Origin of the sequence: Actinomadura xylanilytica, assembly GCF_030283145.1 — a bacterium.
Lineage (GTDB): Bacteria > Actinomycetota > Actinomycetes > Streptosporangiales > Streptosporangiaceae > Spirillospora > Spirillospora xylanilytica.
In genome coordinates this window covers 1,161,014-1,175,141 of sequence record NZ_JASNWE010000001.1, presented here as the reverse complement: position 1 = coordinate 1,175,141, position 14,128 = coordinate 1,161,014, and the positions used below count along the sequence as shown (strand labels likewise).

General features: G+C 73.8%; 12 protein-coding genes. 5 read left to right on the top strand and 7 right to left on the bottom strand.

The genetic code is table 11. The annotated features are described in order from the left end of the window. Positions 1–2: 2 nt before the first annotated feature. Entirely contained in the window at positions 3–2,027 is a 2,025-nt protein-coding gene (locus tag QP090_RS05445; protein ID WP_285937360.1) for a serine/threonine-protein kinase, read from the bottom strand. A 37-nt stretch (positions 2,028–2,064) separates the two neighbouring features. Here QP090_RS05445 and QP090_RS05440 point away from each other — a divergent pair, with 37 nt between their 5' ends. Continuing rightward, positions 2,065–2,211: a hypothetical protein gene (locus QP090_RS05440; protein ID WP_285937359.1), complete on the top strand. Its 147-nt coding sequence runs from the start codon at positions 2,065–2,067 to the stop codon at positions 2,209–2,211. Between the two features lie 328 nt (positions 2,212–2,539). On the opposite strand, the gene QP090_RS05435 is transcribed toward QP090_RS05440, so the two are convergent. Beyond that, the gene (locus tag QP090_RS05435; protein ID WP_285937357.1) at positions 2,540–3,775 is read right to left on the bottom strand and encodes a hypothetical protein; all 1,236 of its coding nucleotides are present in this window, start codon (positions 3,773–3,775) and stop codon (positions 2,540–2,542) included. 174 nt (positions 3,776–3,949) lie between these two features. On the opposite strand from QP090_RS05435, the gene QP090_RS05430 reads away from it, so the two are divergent. Beyond that, complete coding sequence (locus QP090_RS05430) at positions 3,950–4,483, top strand: helix-turn-helix transcriptional regulator (protein ID WP_285937356.1); 534 nt, start codon at positions 3,950–3,952, stop codon at positions 4,481–4,483. A 171-nt stretch (positions 4,484–4,654) separates the two neighbouring features. On the opposite strand, the gene QP090_RS05425 is transcribed toward QP090_RS05430, so the two are convergent. Together QP090_RS05425 and QP090_RS05420 are read right to left on the bottom strand one after the other, a co-directional pair. Further along, complete coding sequence (locus QP090_RS05425) at positions 4,655–5,548, bottom strand: lysophospholipid acyltransferase family protein (protein WP_285937355.1); 894 nt, start codon at positions 5,546–5,548, stop codon at positions 4,655–4,657. 76 nt (positions 5,549–5,624) lie between these two features. After that, positions 5,625–6,377, bottom strand: coding sequence for an SDR family oxidoreductase (locus QP090_RS05420; RefSeq protein ID WP_285937353.1), 753 nt, complete (start codon positions 6,375–6,377; stop codon positions 5,625–5,627). A gap of 303 nt (positions 6,378–6,680) precedes the next feature. Here QP090_RS05420 and QP090_RS05415 point away from each other — a divergent pair, with 303 nt between their 5' ends. Together QP090_RS05415 and QP090_RS05410 are read left to right on the top strand one after the other, a co-directional pair. Next, positions 6,681–7,499, top strand: coding sequence for an SAM-dependent methyltransferase (locus QP090_RS05415; protein WP_285937352.1), 819 nt, complete (start codon positions 6,681–6,683; stop codon positions 7,497–7,499). A 57-nt stretch (positions 7,500–7,556) separates the two neighbouring features. Next, a complete protein-coding gene (locus tag QP090_RS05410; RefSeq protein ID WP_285937351.1) occupies positions 7,557–8,393 on the top strand; it encodes a TrmB family transcriptional regulator in 837 nt (278 codons plus the stop codon). 272 nt (positions 8,394–8,665) lie between these two features. Here QP090_RS05410 and QP090_RS05405 read toward each other — a convergent pair whose 3' ends face one another. Continuing rightward, complete coding sequence (locus QP090_RS05405) at positions 8,666–9,577, bottom strand: aminoglycoside phosphotransferase family protein (protein WP_285937350.1); 912 nt, start codon at positions 9,575–9,577, stop codon at positions 8,666–8,668. 207 nt (positions 9,578–9,784) lie between these two features. On the opposite strand from QP090_RS05405, the gene QP090_RS05400 reads away from it, so the two are divergent. Then, the gene (locus QP090_RS05400) at positions 9,785–11,710 is read left to right on the top strand and encodes an NAD(P)-binding protein (RefSeq protein ID WP_285937349.1); all 1,926 of its coding nucleotides are present in this window, start codon (positions 9,785–9,787) and stop codon (positions 11,708–11,710) included. Between the two features lie 27 nt (positions 11,711–11,737). Here QP090_RS05400 and QP090_RS05395 read toward each other — a convergent pair whose 3' ends face one another. Together QP090_RS05395 and QP090_RS05390 are read right to left on the bottom strand one after the other, a co-directional pair. Beyond that, positions 11,738–12,379 carry a Uma2 family endonuclease gene (locus tag QP090_RS05395; RefSeq protein ID WP_285937347.1) on the bottom strand — a complete coding sequence of 214 codons (642 nt, stop codon included), beginning with the start codon at positions 12,377–12,379 and terminating at the stop codon, positions 11,738–11,740. A gap of 101 nt (positions 12,380–12,480) precedes the next feature. Then, a complete protein-coding gene (locus QP090_RS05390; RefSeq protein WP_285937346.1) occupies positions 12,481–14,094 on the bottom strand; it encodes a PucR family transcriptional regulator in 1,614 nt (537 codons plus the stop codon). Positions 14,095–14,128 lie beyond the last annotated feature (34 nt).

Sequence of the window (14,128 nt, the reverse complement as noted above, 5' to 3'; positions counted from 1 at the left end):
CGTCATAGCAGGGTCCGCGGGCGGACGGCGTTGGCGGAGTCGATGAGCAGCCGCCGTTCCTCCCGGTCGTGGGTGTAGTGGGCGAGCGCCCGGTAGGTCTCCTCCAGGCGGCGGCGGAGCGGGGTCTCGCTGAGCGGGGCGCCGAGCAGCGCGCCGCCCTGCGGGTTGCCGGCGTGGGCGGGGCCGAGCAGCACCCAGTTGAGCGCCGCCTCCAGTACCTCGGCGGCCAGCCGGTCGCGCCGCGCGCCCTCCAGGCCGAGCCCGTCCAGCCGGGTGCCCGCGCCGACCAGCTCGGCGGCGGTCAGCTCGCCGGGGTGCCGGCCGCGCACGGCGGTGGACACCGCGGCGACCTGGGCCGGGACGAACCGGATCGAGATCTTCGGCACCGAGTCGAGCACCGCCACGGCCGAGGCCCGGTCGCCCGCGGCCAGGTGCACGCGGGCGAGCCCGAACGCGGCGTTGATGTAGCCCTGGTCGGTCCGCCAGACGGTCTCGTACAGGCGGGCCGCCTCCCGGGGGTCCTGCTGCTCGCGGCAGTACGCCAGGCCCAGCTTGGGCGCGGCCTCCCCCGGGAGCAGCCCGTACAGCCGGTCGAAGAGCGGCCCGGCCTCGGCGAGCCGGCCCTCGGCGAGCAGCGACACCGCCCGGTACCACGCGATCCGCCAGTCGTCGGGACGGTCGGCCTCGACCTCGTCGAGCAGCGCGCGGGCCTCGGCGAACGAGCCGAGCTCGATCCGGACCCGGGCCAGCGTCAGCCGCACCTCGGTGGTCTGCTGCGGCGCGCCCGCGATCGCCGCGGCGAGCTCGGCGGGCTCCAGCGCGGTGAGCCCGGCGAGGAACCCGGCGGCGGGGTCGCCGCCGTCGACCAGCGGCACCGGCAGCGCGGTGGCGGCCAGCGGTGGCGTGATGGGCGGCAGGGGGAGGTCGGCGTCGCCGTCGGCGCCGGTCCCGGCGGCGCCCGACACGAACCGCTCGGGCCCGAACAGCCCGGACGGCGCGGGCCGCTGGTACCCGTCCTCGGCGGCGAGCACCTCCCGCAGCACGCCGGTGAGCTGGTCGGCCATGTCGGCCGCGTCGTGGAACCGCTGCGCCGGGTCGGTGTGGGTGGCGCGGCGCAGGAACCGGTCGAGCGACTCGAACCGGGCCAGCAGCGGCACCTCCGCGCGCGGCGGCAGGCTGGCGGCGTAGGTGTTGGTGTAGCCCTTGAACGAGAAGCTCAGCACGGCGAGCGCGCGGCCGACCGTGTAGAGGTCGGAGCTGATCGACGGCCCGGCGTCGGCGATCTCGGGCGCCTGGTAGCCGACCGTCCCGTAGATCGCGCCGTCCGGGTCGTCCAGGCGCCGCACCCCGCCCAGGTCGATCAGCCGGAGCTGCTCCTCCGACTGGATGATGTTGTCGGGCTTGAAGTCGCAGTAGACCAGCCCCTGCGCGTGCAGGTAGCCGAACGCCTGGAGCACCTCCAGCGCGTACGCGATCGCCTGGCCGACGGGCAGCGCGTCCTGGCCGAGCTCGCGGCGCCGCTGGAGCAGGATCTCCTTGAGCGACTGCCCGCCGACGTACTCCATCACGATGTAGCCGTCGCCGGCGTGCTGGACGAAGTTGTAGATCTTGACGATGTTGGGGTGCTCGACCTCGGCGAGGAACGCCCGCTCGGCCGCGGCGGCGGCCATCGCGTCGGCGTCGCCGCTGTCGAGCAGGCCCTTCAGGACCACCCAGCGGTCGGACACGTTGCGGTCCTTGGCCAGGTAGATCCAGCCGAGGCCGCCGTGCGCCAGGCAGCCGAGCACCTCGTACTGGCCGCCGAGCAGGTCGCCCGCCGCCAGCTTGGGCGTGAACGAGAACGCGGAGCCGCACTTGGGGCAGAACCCCTCGGTCCGTCCGGGACGGTCGCCCCGGCCGCGGCCCACCTGCTCGCCGCAGTTGCTGCAATGGCGCCTGTTCTCGGCGACCTGCGGGTTCTGCATGACGGCGGTGGACGGGTCCCGGTAGGGGACGCGCGGTACCTCGACCAGGCCGGCGCCGAGCATGCCGCGGCGGCCGGACGACCGAGAGGAGCCCGTCCGCGTGCTGCCCGTGCCGGCGCTGCCCGTCGCGAAGCTGCCGCGCGCGAAGCTGCCGGACGGGACGCTGCCCGAGGTGCCTCCGGACGGCGTGCTGGACGGTGTGCTGGACGGACGGACCGGCGGGGCGAGGCCGCAGCGGTCGCAGTAGCCGTCCACGACGGTTCCCGAACAGCCGGCGTGCCGGCACGCACCGGGCGAGCCTGCCCCTGGGGACGCGCCCCCTGGGGCGTGGCCCGAGGCCGGTGCTGGCGCCGGTGCCGCCGCGGCTGAGCCGCAGACGTCGCAGTAGCCGTCCTGTATCGCTCCGCCGCAGCCCGGTTGGGTGCACGCGCCCGGTCCTGGGGGGCCGGCGGGGCCTCCAGCAGGGGATCCGGTGGCGTTTCCCGTGGGCGGCGGACTCGCGCTGGCCGACATGCCGCATATGACGCAGTAGCCGTCCTCAACGGTTCCCGTACAGCCAGGGGCGGTGCATTGGTTCATCGTCCCGGTCCCTTCGCCCGTGATGAGATGGCCTGCTGATAGCCGGACAGCGTCACAGTCGCCTTCCGTAAGTCGCAGGGGGACGACCAGAGCAGCATGCGCGCCTCCTCGTGGATCCGCGCCAGCTCGTCGTCTTCGGCGTGGCCGAGCCGCGCGGCCTTCACCTGGTACGCCTCCAGCCGTCCGCGCAGCTCGTCGCGCCGGTCGAGCAGCCCCTGGATGAGCGCGAGCGCGGTACGGGCCTGCTCCAGCGCGGCCTTGGCCGCCCGCTCGAGGCCGGCGACGCGGTCCGCCAGATCGACGAGGTCGCCGCGTCCACCGGAGGCGGACACGGCCGCGAGCCGGTCGGCCAGCGCCGCCGACAGGTCGGGCGGGTCCGGCAGAGCGGGGTCGGAGATCTTGACCAGCACCTCGGCGCGGACCCGCCGCGCCTCGGCCTCGGTGCCGCGCACCAGCTCGACGGTCCCGGCGACGGCCCGGACCCGTCCGGCGAACCCGTCGCGCAGCCGCGCGGCCTCGTCCAGCCTGCGGCGCAGCCCGGCCAGGTCGTCGCCCGCGGCGTCCAGCCGGGCGGTGTCGGCGCGGCCGTCACGGGACAGCGCCAGCGGATCGGACCGGACGGTGCCGGCCAGCGCGTCGATCTCGCCGCCGATCCGGTCGAACTCGGGCTCGGTCCCACCGAGCGACGCCAGCAGCGCGGACACGGCCCGGCGCTCGGCGTCCAGCGCGGCGAGCCGCGACAGCAGCGCCGACCAGACCGTGTCGAGGGCCGCGATCCTGCGGGCGACCTCCTCGAACAGCGGGGTCATCCGCGCCACCGTCGCCTGGAGGGTCAGCTTCTCGCCGGTCGGCGCCGACAGCAGGGTGCGTCGCTCCAGCGGCACCTCCTCGACGGGCAGCTCCACCGACGGCCCGGCCAGGAGGCGGGTCAGCTCGGCGAGCTGCGCCTGACCGGGGCGGGAGTGCCGCTCGCGGAGCTCCTCGGCCGCGCCGAGCACGCCCCCGTACAGGTCGAAAAGCGCCCACAGCGCCGCCATGCGCGCGCGGACGACGGCCTGGGCGTCCAGCGTCTCCCCGCTCAGCGCCGCGCCCTCCAGCATCCGGTACCCCTGGTTCGCCTCCAGTTCGAGCAGGGCGGAGCTGATCCGCTCCCTCTCGTCGCGCAGGTGGCCGAGCGTGCGGTCCACCTCGTCCCGGCCCATCGGCGGACGGCCGGGTACCGCGTCGCTCAAGGCCGGTTCCCCGGTCGGCCCATGGTCGCCCCCGATCCCCCGATAGAGCATGGTTGAGGCATCAGTGTTCCGTATGCCTGGGTGTGCGCTCAAGCGGACGGCATCGCGGACCGGTCGGCCGACCGAGCGCCCGGCGGCCTCCACAATGTCAGTGTTCGAACATATAATCGAACCATGGCGAACGTTGCGACGCACCACACCGGCCGGGCCGTCCGCGCCGGCGCCGTCCCCACGCACCACGACACCGAGCTCGGCACCCCCGAGATCGCCGCGCTGGCGCTCTCCCTGGCGCACCTGGGCGCCGGTCCGCAGGCCACCACCGCGCGCCGCGCCCTGCGCACCCTCCTCGACCTCGGCGGCCACGACGACGTCGTCACCGCCACCCTGGCCACCCTCACCGGCCCGCTCGACGCCGCGACCGCCGACCGCGCGCGCGTCGTCGCCGCGGCCATCACCGAGCACCGGGTCGTCCGGCTCTGCTATGGCGACGCCGGCGCCAACGTCACCATCCGGGAGGTGGAGCCCGTCACCTGCCTGGTCCACCGCGACCACTGGTACCTGGTCGGCTGGTGCCGAATGCGGCGCGGCGTGCGCGCCTTCCGCTTCGACCGCATCCTCGCGGTCGAGCCGACCGGGCTCCCCGCCCGGCCCCGCCGGGCCGACCGCTACCTGCCGTTCCAGCGCCGGGTCATCGCCGGCGCCGCCTGACCCGCCGCGCACCACCGATCACCGACCGACCCATCCGCTCTCCGCCGACCACCCGCCAGTCGCCGACCGCCAGTCGCCGACCGCCAGTCGCCGACCGCCAGTTGCCGACCACTGGCCGCCACCGGTCATCCTCCCTCCGTGTCGACCCGGCCGGGCGCGGGCCCGGCCGGGTCAGCGGCCGATCACGCCCGGCACGGCGCGCGGCAGCATCCGCGCGCCGCGGGACAGGCCGCGGCCGAGCCGGCCCAGCGGGGTCCGGCCCGGGTCCGCGGCCTGCTCGGCGCGCAGCCCGGCGATGATCCCCTCGACCGCCGCGCGGGTCAGGTCGCGGACCTCGGCGAGCGCCTCCGGATCGTCCTCCCGGCCCGCCCACGGGGCGGTGCCGATCGGCTCGCCGAAGCCGAAGTAGAGCCGTTCGGGCCGGGGGAGGGGGGTGAGGCCGATGCCTCGCGACAGCGGCATGACCACGTCGTCGCGCCGGCCCCGTTCGCCGAGCAGCCCCCGGCCGAGCGCGCGCACCGGGGCGAGCAGCCGGCTGCCCGGGTCCAGGACGGTGGTGAACATCTCCTCCACCCCGACCGACCCGAACGGGACGATCGGGCAGCCCGCCTCGACCGCCATCCGCGCGAAGCCGAGCCGGCGCTCCCATTTCAGCCGGTAGCGGTCCCCGCTGCAGCGGGCCGCCTCTCTGGCCCCGCCGGGGAACACCACCACCATCTGCCCGTCCCGCAGCAGCGCCCGGCAGTTCTCCCGGGTGCCGTCGACCGAGCCGCCGGCGTCCATCACCGCGCGCCACCCCGGGATCTGCCAGTGCGCGTGGTCGGCGAGGGACCGCACCCACACGCCGCGCCTCCGGTGGATCTCGAAGAAGATCAGCGGCGCGTCGACCACGCCGTACACGGTGTGGTTGCCGACCAGCAGCGCGGGCCCGCGCTCGGGCAGGTGGCCGAGCCCGTGGAAGACGGGCGAGGTCCAGGCGCGCCAGGGTTCCAGCGCCACGTTCGCGGCACGGATCAGGTGCTCTGACGGAGGAGTCCAGTCGAGAGGGGAGGCATGGCGCGCCATCGTAAGTGAGGACGGGCACAGGTCCGGGCGCGGGAGTTCGTCACTCAGGTGACGAAACCGGGCGCGGACGGTCCGGTCAGAGCAGCCCGGCGTACTCGCCGCCGTCCACCGGGATGGCGCCGCCGGTCAGGTGCCGCGCCTGCCGCGAGCACAGGAACGCCACGAACGCGCCGAAATCGTCGGGGTCACCGATCCGTCCGGCCGGGACCTCGTCCGCCACGGTGTCCCAGTCGTCGCCGCGCAGCGACCGCAGCCGCTCGGTGGCGTGCGAGCCCGGCAGCACCGAGTTGACCGTGACGCCGTCGCCCGCGACCTCCAGCGCGAGCGACTTGAGGAACCCGGTGGCCCCCGCCCGCGCGGTGCTGGACAGGATCAGCGCCGGGATCGGCTGCCGCACCGAGATCGAGGTGATCGCGACCACCCGGCCCCAGCCGCGTTCCCGCATCGGCGGCACGGCCGCCTTGCACATGGCCACCACCGACAGCAGGTTGAGGTCGAGCGCCGGCGCGTAGTCCTCCAGCGGCGTGTCGGCGAAACCGCCCGCCGGCGGGCCGCCCGCGTTGGTCACCAGGACGTCCACCCCGCCGAGCACGCCCTGCGCCTCCTGGACGAACGCGGTGGCGCCCTCGGGCGTGCCGACGTCGGCGATGATCGGATGGGCCGCGGGGCCGAGCCGTCCGGCCGCCGCCGCGAGCCGGTCCCGGTCGCGGCCGCAGATGGCCACCTGGGCGCCCTCGGAGATCAGCGCCCGCGCGGTGGCGAGGCCGAGGCCGAGGCCGCCGCTCGCCGCCGCGACCGCGGCCCGGCGGCCGTCCAGTCCAAGATTCACCCCTCGAAGGTAGCGCCCCGGCGGCGGGCGTCCGATCCCCGCCCCGACCGGAGGGTGGGCCGCTGTGGCAGATTCTCCGGAGGGCGCCATGGCCGCTGTCCTCCGGGAATGGCTTGACGGAGCCGAGTCATGCGTGACTGAATGGTTGTCCGCAGCGGAGCGTCACTGTCATGATTGGCAGTGACCTGACGCTTCCCGAGAATGACGCCGCGTCACGGCCGGCATTTTCGTTTTCCGTTCCGCCCACCCGCAGGGGCGCTCGCGGCGTACGCCCGTACGCCGCAGAAGGCTCCCGGGGTGGCCATGAGTGAGAGCAGGAACGGCACCGCGTACGGCGCATTGAATCCGCGCGTTCCGAGCGTGGCCCGAATGTACGACTTCTTTCTCGGCGGCAAGGACAATTATCTGGCCGACCGGGCCGCCGCGCGGGACGTGGCCCGGCGGCTGCCGCAGAGCGGGCCGCTCGCGGTCGCCAACCGCCGGATGATCGCGCGCGGGGTCCGGGCCGCCGTCCGGTCGGGGGTGCGCCAGGTCGTCGACCTCGGCGGCGGGCTCCCCACCCGGCCGAGCACGCTCGACGCGGCGCGCGAGGCGTCCGGGGGCGTCCGTGTGGTCCTGGCCGACCACGACCCGGTCGTCGCCTCGCACTACCGCGCGTTCGCGCCCGGCGACGACGTGCACGTCCTGGAGGCCGACCTGCACGACACCGAGCAGCTGCTGAAGAAGGTCGACGGGCTGATCGAGCTCGACCGCCCGGCGCTGTTCGTCCTCGGCGCCGTGCTGCACTTCGTGCGCGCGCCGGTGGCCGACGAGGCCGCCGCACTGGTGCGGGAGCGGATCGTCCCGGGCGGGCATCTGCTCATCACCCACGCGACCGGCACGGCCGCCGAACCGGACATCGTGCGGAGCGTCGAGGAGGCCTACCAGCGGGCCTCCGCGCCGCTGACCTGCCGTCCCGAGGACGAGATCCGCGCCCTGTTCGGTGATCTCGCCCTGCTCGATCCGGGCCTCACCGACGTCCAGCGGTGGCGCGGCGACTCCGCCCCCGCGCGCTCCGGCCCGGGAGACCCCAGCGGCGCGGGGCTGCGGGTCGTCGGCGCGCTCGGCGTCCGGGCGGCCTGAGGGTGCGCCGGGCGCTCTCCCGGCCTCGATCGGTCCGGCCGTGCGGCGGCGCGTAGCATGACGGCGGTGAGCACGCGGGACGTCCTGGACCATCTCCAGCGCCTCGGCATGTCCGGGTACGAGGCCAAGGCGTACGTCGCGCTCGTCGCGGCGGGACGGCCGGTCAACGGGTACGAGGTGGCCAAGCGCTCCGGCGTCCCGCGCAGCACGGTCTACGAGACGCTCGGCAAGCTCGTCGCGCGCGGCGCCGCCTACGAGGTGCGCGGCTCGTCCGACGCCACCGACTACCTGCCGCTGCCGCCCGCCGCGCTGCTCGACCGGATGCGCCGGGAGTTCGACGGGTCCGTCGAGGCGTTGCAGGCCGCGCTGCCCGCCGTCGTCGCCGCCCCCGAGGCGCACCTGATCCACAACCTCAAGGACGCCGAGGCGATGCTGGCCCGCGCCGGGGACGTGATCGCGGGTGCCCGCCGCGACCTGTTCCTGTCGATCTGGCCCGAGGAGACCCGCCGGCTGGGCCCGCGGGTGCGCGAGGCGGCGGACCGCGGCGTCGAGGTGTCGGTGATCACCTTCGGCAAGGAGGGCCCGCTGGAGGACCGCGCCGGAAACGTCCGCGAGCACCGGTTCTCCGCGCCCGAGACGGTGCTGGAGGATCTCGGCTACCGACTGATCGTGGTCGTCGGCGACCGGCGCGAGGCGGTCGTGGGCGGGTTCGGCGACGGCGAGGCGTGGGGCATCTACACCGCCGATCCGGCCGTCGCGCTGATGGCGGCCGAGTACGTCCGCCAGGACCTCGTGCTCCAGATCCTCGCCGAGCGGCTGGGCGCCGACGAGCTCGACCGGCTGTTCGCCACCGACCCCGACCTGCTGCGCCTGCTCGGCAGGGGCCGCGGCTGACCGCGGATCGACGCGATCAAGGTCAGCGAGGTGATGTGCCACGGCCGCTGGGACAGGCCCGAGGCGATCGTCGGCACGTTCGGCTTCGGCAAGCCGCTGGACCACCGCCCGCCGCCGCGCCGAGACGGCCGGCCTCGACCGCCCGCGCGGTGTTGCGGCGCAGGCCGAGCACCGCGGCGGCGACCTGGTCCAGATAGTCGATCGGGTTCGGTTGCGTCATGCGGTGATCCAAGCAGCCGGATGTGGAGGTTCCGTGCGGCCGTGCGTTCGCTTCAGAGGCGGGGGAGGAGCGCCTCGCCGACCGCGAGCTGGACGTCGTTCATCCCGGGCTCGCCGTCCTCGATGTCCCACAGGGTGTTCTGAAGGACGCGGCCCAGCGTCCAGCCGGCGGCGCGGCCGCGGTCGAGGCCGAGGACCTCGGTCATCAGGTCGAACCTGCGGCGGACGGCGCGCGCGACGTCGCCGGTCGCCACGATGTCGTCCCAGCGGTTGTCCAGGGCGGGCATCAGGTCGAACCCGGGGTCGCCGGCCAGCGGGTTGGGGTCGATCGCGAGCCACGGCTCGCGCGTTCCGGCCAGGACGTTGTCGTAGTGCAGGTCCCAGTGCAGGAGGCGGTCGCCGGGCTCGTCCGCCAGGTCCGTCACCGCCGCCGCGCAGACCTCGGTCAGGCGCCGCTGCCGGTCGTCGGTCAGGAAGGCGAGGGCGTCCGGCACCTGCGCGAGCATCGCGCGCGCGATGTCGGCGAGCCGCCGGACGCCCGCGGGCGCGGGCAGCGCGACCAGCCGGGCCAGCAGCCCGGTCAGGACGCGGAGCGCGTCGAGGTCGCCCGGCAGCGCGGCCAGCGTGCGGTCGGCGTCGAGCCGTTCCAGCAGTAGCGCGCCCGCCGCCGGGTCCTCGTCGAGCAGCCGCACGGCGCCCTGCCCGTCCCAGAGCCGGAGCGCCACGGGCTCGCTCTCGGTCTCCTCGTCGAGAAGCTGGAGCTTGAGCACGGCCTCGGCGCCGTCGGCGCGGCGCACGGGGAGGACGAGCGCCGCCATGCCGTGCCGGGACGGCCCGTCGACGCGCAGATCCCAGCGGTCCAGGGCTCCGGCCGTCAGCCCGGGGAGGGCCGCGACCCAGGCCCGTCCCTTTTCGCCGTTGTACTTGGTCTGCGTGGCGGTCAGACCGGCGGGCACGTCGAGCATGCGCTCCCCATGAATGTCGAATGCGTGGTCGCAGAACAGCCTATATCGCCCATCGGGTTCGATGAACAGGGACAAAACCGCCCGCATTCGGCGGTGCTTGTTTTGCCGGCGCGGTGTGTGGAAGATCTTCTCAGGGGCTTGTGATCGGGGGATGCGATGTCGGGGGATAATTCGTACAAGCCTGTCCATTCTGATCGTGAGCTCGGAATGGACAGGAAGATCAGCCGCCGGGACTTCCTGGACGGAATGGCGGTGGCCGCGGGCGGGCTGGTGGTCGGGGGCGCGCTCTCCGGATGCGCCGCGGGCTCCTGGGGCGGCATCAACGAGGTCACCACGCCGCCGAACGGCTGGAACTACGCCGGGCAGGGCAACCCGTCCTACCCGCCCGCGATGACCGGCCTGCGCGGCAGCACCAACCCCTCGATGCGCATCCCGCACGAGCTGCGCGACGGCATCTTCTGGTCGGGCAGCCGTCCGATCACCTCGACCGGCGAGCACTACGACCTGGTCGTGGTGGGCTCCGGCATCAGCGGCCTGAGCGCGGCCTACTTCTACCGCAAGGCCCATCCGGGCGCCTCGGTGCTCATCCTCGACAACCACGACGACTTCGGCGGGCACGCCCGGCGCAACGAGTTCTACCCCGACGGGAAGCTGCTCATCGGATACGGCGGATCGCAGTCGATCGAGGCCCCGTCGGCCTGGAGCCCGGTGGCCAAGGGGCTGCTGGCCGAACTCGGCATCGAACCCAAGAAGTTCGAGAAGTTCTACGACCAGAAGTTCAACGAGCGCTGGAAACTGAACGACTCCGACTTCTTCACCAACGAGCAGTTCGGCCGCGATTTCCTCGCGGTCATGGACGGCGACACGCAGACCGCCGAGACGCTGAAGAACGCGCCGATGTCGGCCGCGGCCAAGACCGCCTTCCTGGAACTCCAGGACAACCCCAAGGACTACCTCCCGGGCCTCAGCGACGCGCAGAAGAAGATGAAACTGGTCGGGCTCACCTACCTGGAGTACCTGCGCGACGTGGCGCGGATGCCGCGGGAGGTCCTGGACTACATGCAGACCTACACCAGCGACGAATGGGGGTTCGGCATCGACGCGTTCGGCGCCATCGACTCCTGGGCGCTGGACTACCCCGGCTTCTCCGGGCTCAAGCTGGATCGCTCCAAGCCCTACCGGTTCTGCGGCCCCACCGTCCAGCTCCAGTGGGACACCGACGAGCCCTACATCTACCACTTCCCCGACGGCAACAACGGGGTCTGCAAGCTCCTGCTCGGGCGGCTCATCCCCGGCACCGGCGCGCCCCGCACCCTCGACGAGGAGCCCCTCGCCCGGATCGACTACAGCAAGCTGGACGTGGCGGGCGAGCAGGTGCGGCTGCGGCTGAACGCGCCGTGCGTGCGCGTCCAGCACACCGGCGGCAGCATCGGCTCCAAGACCGTCGACGTCAACTTCGTCCGGGACGGCAAGGTCTATCAATGCACGGCGGGCGGCGTGGTGATGGCCTGCTACGGCACGATGGTCCCCTACCTCATGCAGGACCTGCCGACCGAGCAGAAGGAGGGCCTGTTCTTCGGCACCAAGCTGCCGATGGTCTACACCATGGTCCAGCTGAGCAACTGGCGGGCGTGGGAGAAGCTGCACATCAGCCACACCCGCTTCCTCAGCGGTGAGTGGTGCGTCGCCGAGCTCGACTACCCGGTCAGCATGGGCGGCTACGAGTTCTCCAAGGACCCCGAGCAGCCGATCCTGGTGCACATGATCCAGATGGCGACCAAGCCGAACCCCAACCCGCGCGGCGGGATCGGACCGGGCCGCCGGGAGCTGTTCGGCAAGCCGTTCGCCTCCTATGAGCGCACCATCCGCGACCAGCTCACCCGGCTGCTGTCCGGCGGCGGCTTCGACCCCGCCCAGGACATCCAGGGGATCACGGTCAACCGCTGGGGCCACGGCTACGCGCTGGAGTACGGCCGTCCCTGGGCGCAGTTCTGGCCGGACGGCCCGCTGCCCTCGGTGATCGGCCGCCAGCCGTACGGGCGGGTGACCATCGCCAACTCCGACTCGCAGAACCGCGCCTACGCCGACGCCGCCATCGACGCCGCCCACCGTGCCGTCGCCGAACTCGGCTGACTCCGCGAGCCCCCGCCCGTCCGCCGGTCAGAGCCGGTCGATCTCCGTCAGGTCGATGTCGACGTCGAACGGCACGGTGAGCTTGAGCCGGTCATGGTGAATCCCCGTCGCCACGTAGGCGCCGGTGGCCGGGTCGATCTCGTGGACGTAGACGACCGGGCGCCCCTCGTTCTTCTCCACCCGCCAGAAATGGGGGATCCCCGCCCTGGCGTAGAGCGCCGGCTTGCGCTCACGGTCCCGCTCGACCGAGTCGGGGGACACCACCTCGACCGCCAGTACGACGTCCTCGGGCCGGTAGCCGGTCTCCTCCGGCCCGGTCACCGCCTCGGCCCGCAGCACCATCAGGTCGGGCTCGGGACGCTGCCGCCGCCCGAGAGTGACGGTCATTTCCCGGCGGACGCGCATCATCTCCGGGACGGAGCGGCGGAGGCCGTTGACAAGAAGATCCATCGTCAGCGTGTGGAAACTGGACTGGGGGCTCACCAGGACCAGGCTGCCATCGATCAGCTCAGTGTGAGGGGGCAATTGCGGAAGGCGATCGAGGTCTTCGGCGGTGAAGCCGTCCGCTGGGGGAATCAGCCAGTCCGGCACGGCGGTCAGGTGGTCGGACCGGGGCTGGGGCTCCGGCGCGGACGCCGGTCCGTATTCGGGCATGGGCTCCGCCGTCATGGATGTCCTCCTGGGATGGTGCTCCGAGGTCGCTCGGTCCCGGACACTCAAGGCTATCAACCAGCGACCCTGCGAGACCCCGGAAGGCGCGGAGCGGTGGGTCAGGGGTGTTCCCAGCGGACGGAGCTGAGGGCCAGCAGCGCCACGTGGAAGGACACGCAGGACTCGACGTCGTCGAGGTCGGCGTCCAGGACGCGTTCGATGCGGTGGAGGCGCTGGTAGAAGGCTGGGCGGGACAGGTGGGCGCGCTGCGCGGCCACCGCCTTGTTGCGGCCCGCGTCCAGGTAGAGCTCCAGCATGCGGGTGAGGTCGCTGCCGTGCTGCGCGTCGTACTCCAGGAGGCGGCCGAGCTCGCGTTCGACGAACGTCTGCATGCGGACGTCGTCGCGGAGGAGGTGCAGGAGGCCGCGCAGCCGCAGGTCGGGGAGCCGGTAGAACAGGCGGGCGCCCGAGCCCCGGCAGGCGACGTCCGCGACCTGCTCGGCCTCCTGGAACGAGCGGCGCACGTCGCGGACCGAGTCGACGAGCGAACCGGCGGCCATGACGCAGTCGCCGCCGGTGCGGGCGCGGACGCGGGTGGCGACCTCGGCGAGCGCGGTCTCGGCGTCGGCGCGGGCGGGCAGTGAGGCCAGGACGCCGACGCGAGCCTGCGGGCCGCCCTCGTCCAGGATGCCGACCAGTGCGGCCAGGCGGGCGTTCTTACAGGCCGCGGCGGCGGCCTCGGCCAGCTCGGCGAGCTCGGGCGCGGCGGTCGCGGGCGGGGTGCGGCGGCGCAGGACGACGCCGAGCAGGCGCCGTCCCGACAGGGGGACGCCGAGGGCGCGGGCCCGCGCGGCGGCCTCGTGGGGGTCGGAGTAGGAGTGCGCGAGGATGCGGGTCAGGATCGTGCCGTGCGCCTGGCGTTCGAGGCTCTCGGCGTGCCGGTCGAGCAGCCGGCCGAGCGCGAGGGTGGTGGCGGCCCGTTCGATCAGCACCGTGTCGCGGGCGGTGGGGGACGAGCCGAGCACGACGATCAGGCGGCCCCAGTCCTCGCCGCGGGCGCCGACCGTGGTGACCAGCCAGCCGGACGAGGCGTCGTAGGCGGTGCGCCGCTCGGGCCGCACCGCGCGGGACCGGGTCTCCCAGGCCGAGAGCAGCCGGGCCGGGTCGCCGCCGCCCGCGTCGGCGGCCAGCACCCGGTGGGAGAGGTTCTCCAGGACGACGGGGTACCCGGCGAGCGCGGCGACCTGGCGGACGACCTCGTCGGTGGAGGCGCCCTCCACCGAGAGCTGGGTGAAGATCTCGTGCAGCCGCTCGGAGGCGCGCAGCTCGGCGAACTGGTCCTGGACGATCCGCGCGTGCACCGACTCGGTGATGTCGACGAACACCGGTTCGTGCGCGAGCACGACCACCGGGAGGCCGTGGTGCTCGGCCGCGGCGGTCAGCGCGGCCGGGAGGGCGCGGGCGTAGCGGCGGCCGAGCTCGACCATCAGCCCGCTGACGCCGACCTCGGCCAGCTCGGCGATGTAGGCGCGCAGCCGGCCGGGGTCGTCGGGCAGGGCGATGCCGGTGGTCAGCACCAGTTCGCCGCCGTGCAGCAGGTGCGCGATGTCGTCGACCTCGGCCACGTGCACCCAGCGGATCCGGTTGCCGGTCCGGTCGGCGCCGGCGACGACGCGCGGCTGCCCGCGGCGCACCGCGTCGAGCTGGAGCACGTCGTCCAGGGTCGGAAGCATCGGCACGGATGATATCGGGACATGCTGTCAACAC

Bases quoted from the DNA above. Each gene is read 5' to 3' on its own strand.
- QP090_RS05430 (WP_285937356.1), top strand. From the start codon at position 3,950: ATGGCGAACGTTGCGACGCACCACACCGGCCGGGCCGTCCGCGCCGGC.
- QP090_RS05390 (WP_285937346.1), bottom strand. From the start codon at position 14,094: ATGCTTCCGACCCTGGACGACGTGCTCCAGCTCGACGCGGTGCGCCGC.
- QP090_RS05445 (WP_285937360.1), bottom strand. From the start codon at position 2,027: ATGCTCGGCGCCGGCCTGGTCGAGGTACCGCGCGTCCCCTACCGGGAC.
- QP090_RS05410 (WP_285937351.1), top strand. From the start codon at position 7,557: ATGACGGCGGTGAGCACGCGGGACGTCCTGGACCATCTCCAGCGCCTC.
- QP090_RS05395 (WP_285937347.1), bottom strand. From the start codon at position 12,379: ATGACGGCGGAGCCCATGCCCGAATACGGACCGGCGTCCGCGCCGGAG.
- QP090_RS05415 (WP_285937352.1), top strand. From the start codon at position 6,681: ATGAGTGAGAGCAGGAACGGCACCGCGTACGGCGCATTGAATCCGCGC.
- QP090_RS05400 (WP_285937349.1), top strand. From the start codon at position 9,785: ATGGACAGGAAGATCAGCCGCCGGGACTTCCTGGACGGAATGGCGGTG.
- QP090_RS05425 (WP_285937355.1), bottom strand. From the start codon at position 5,548: ATGGCGCGCCATGCCTCCCCTCTCGACTGGACTCCTCCGTCAGAGCAC.
- QP090_RS05405 (WP_285937350.1), bottom strand. From the start codon at position 9,577: ATGCTCGACGTGCCCGCCGGTCTGACCGCCACGCAGACCAAGTACAAC.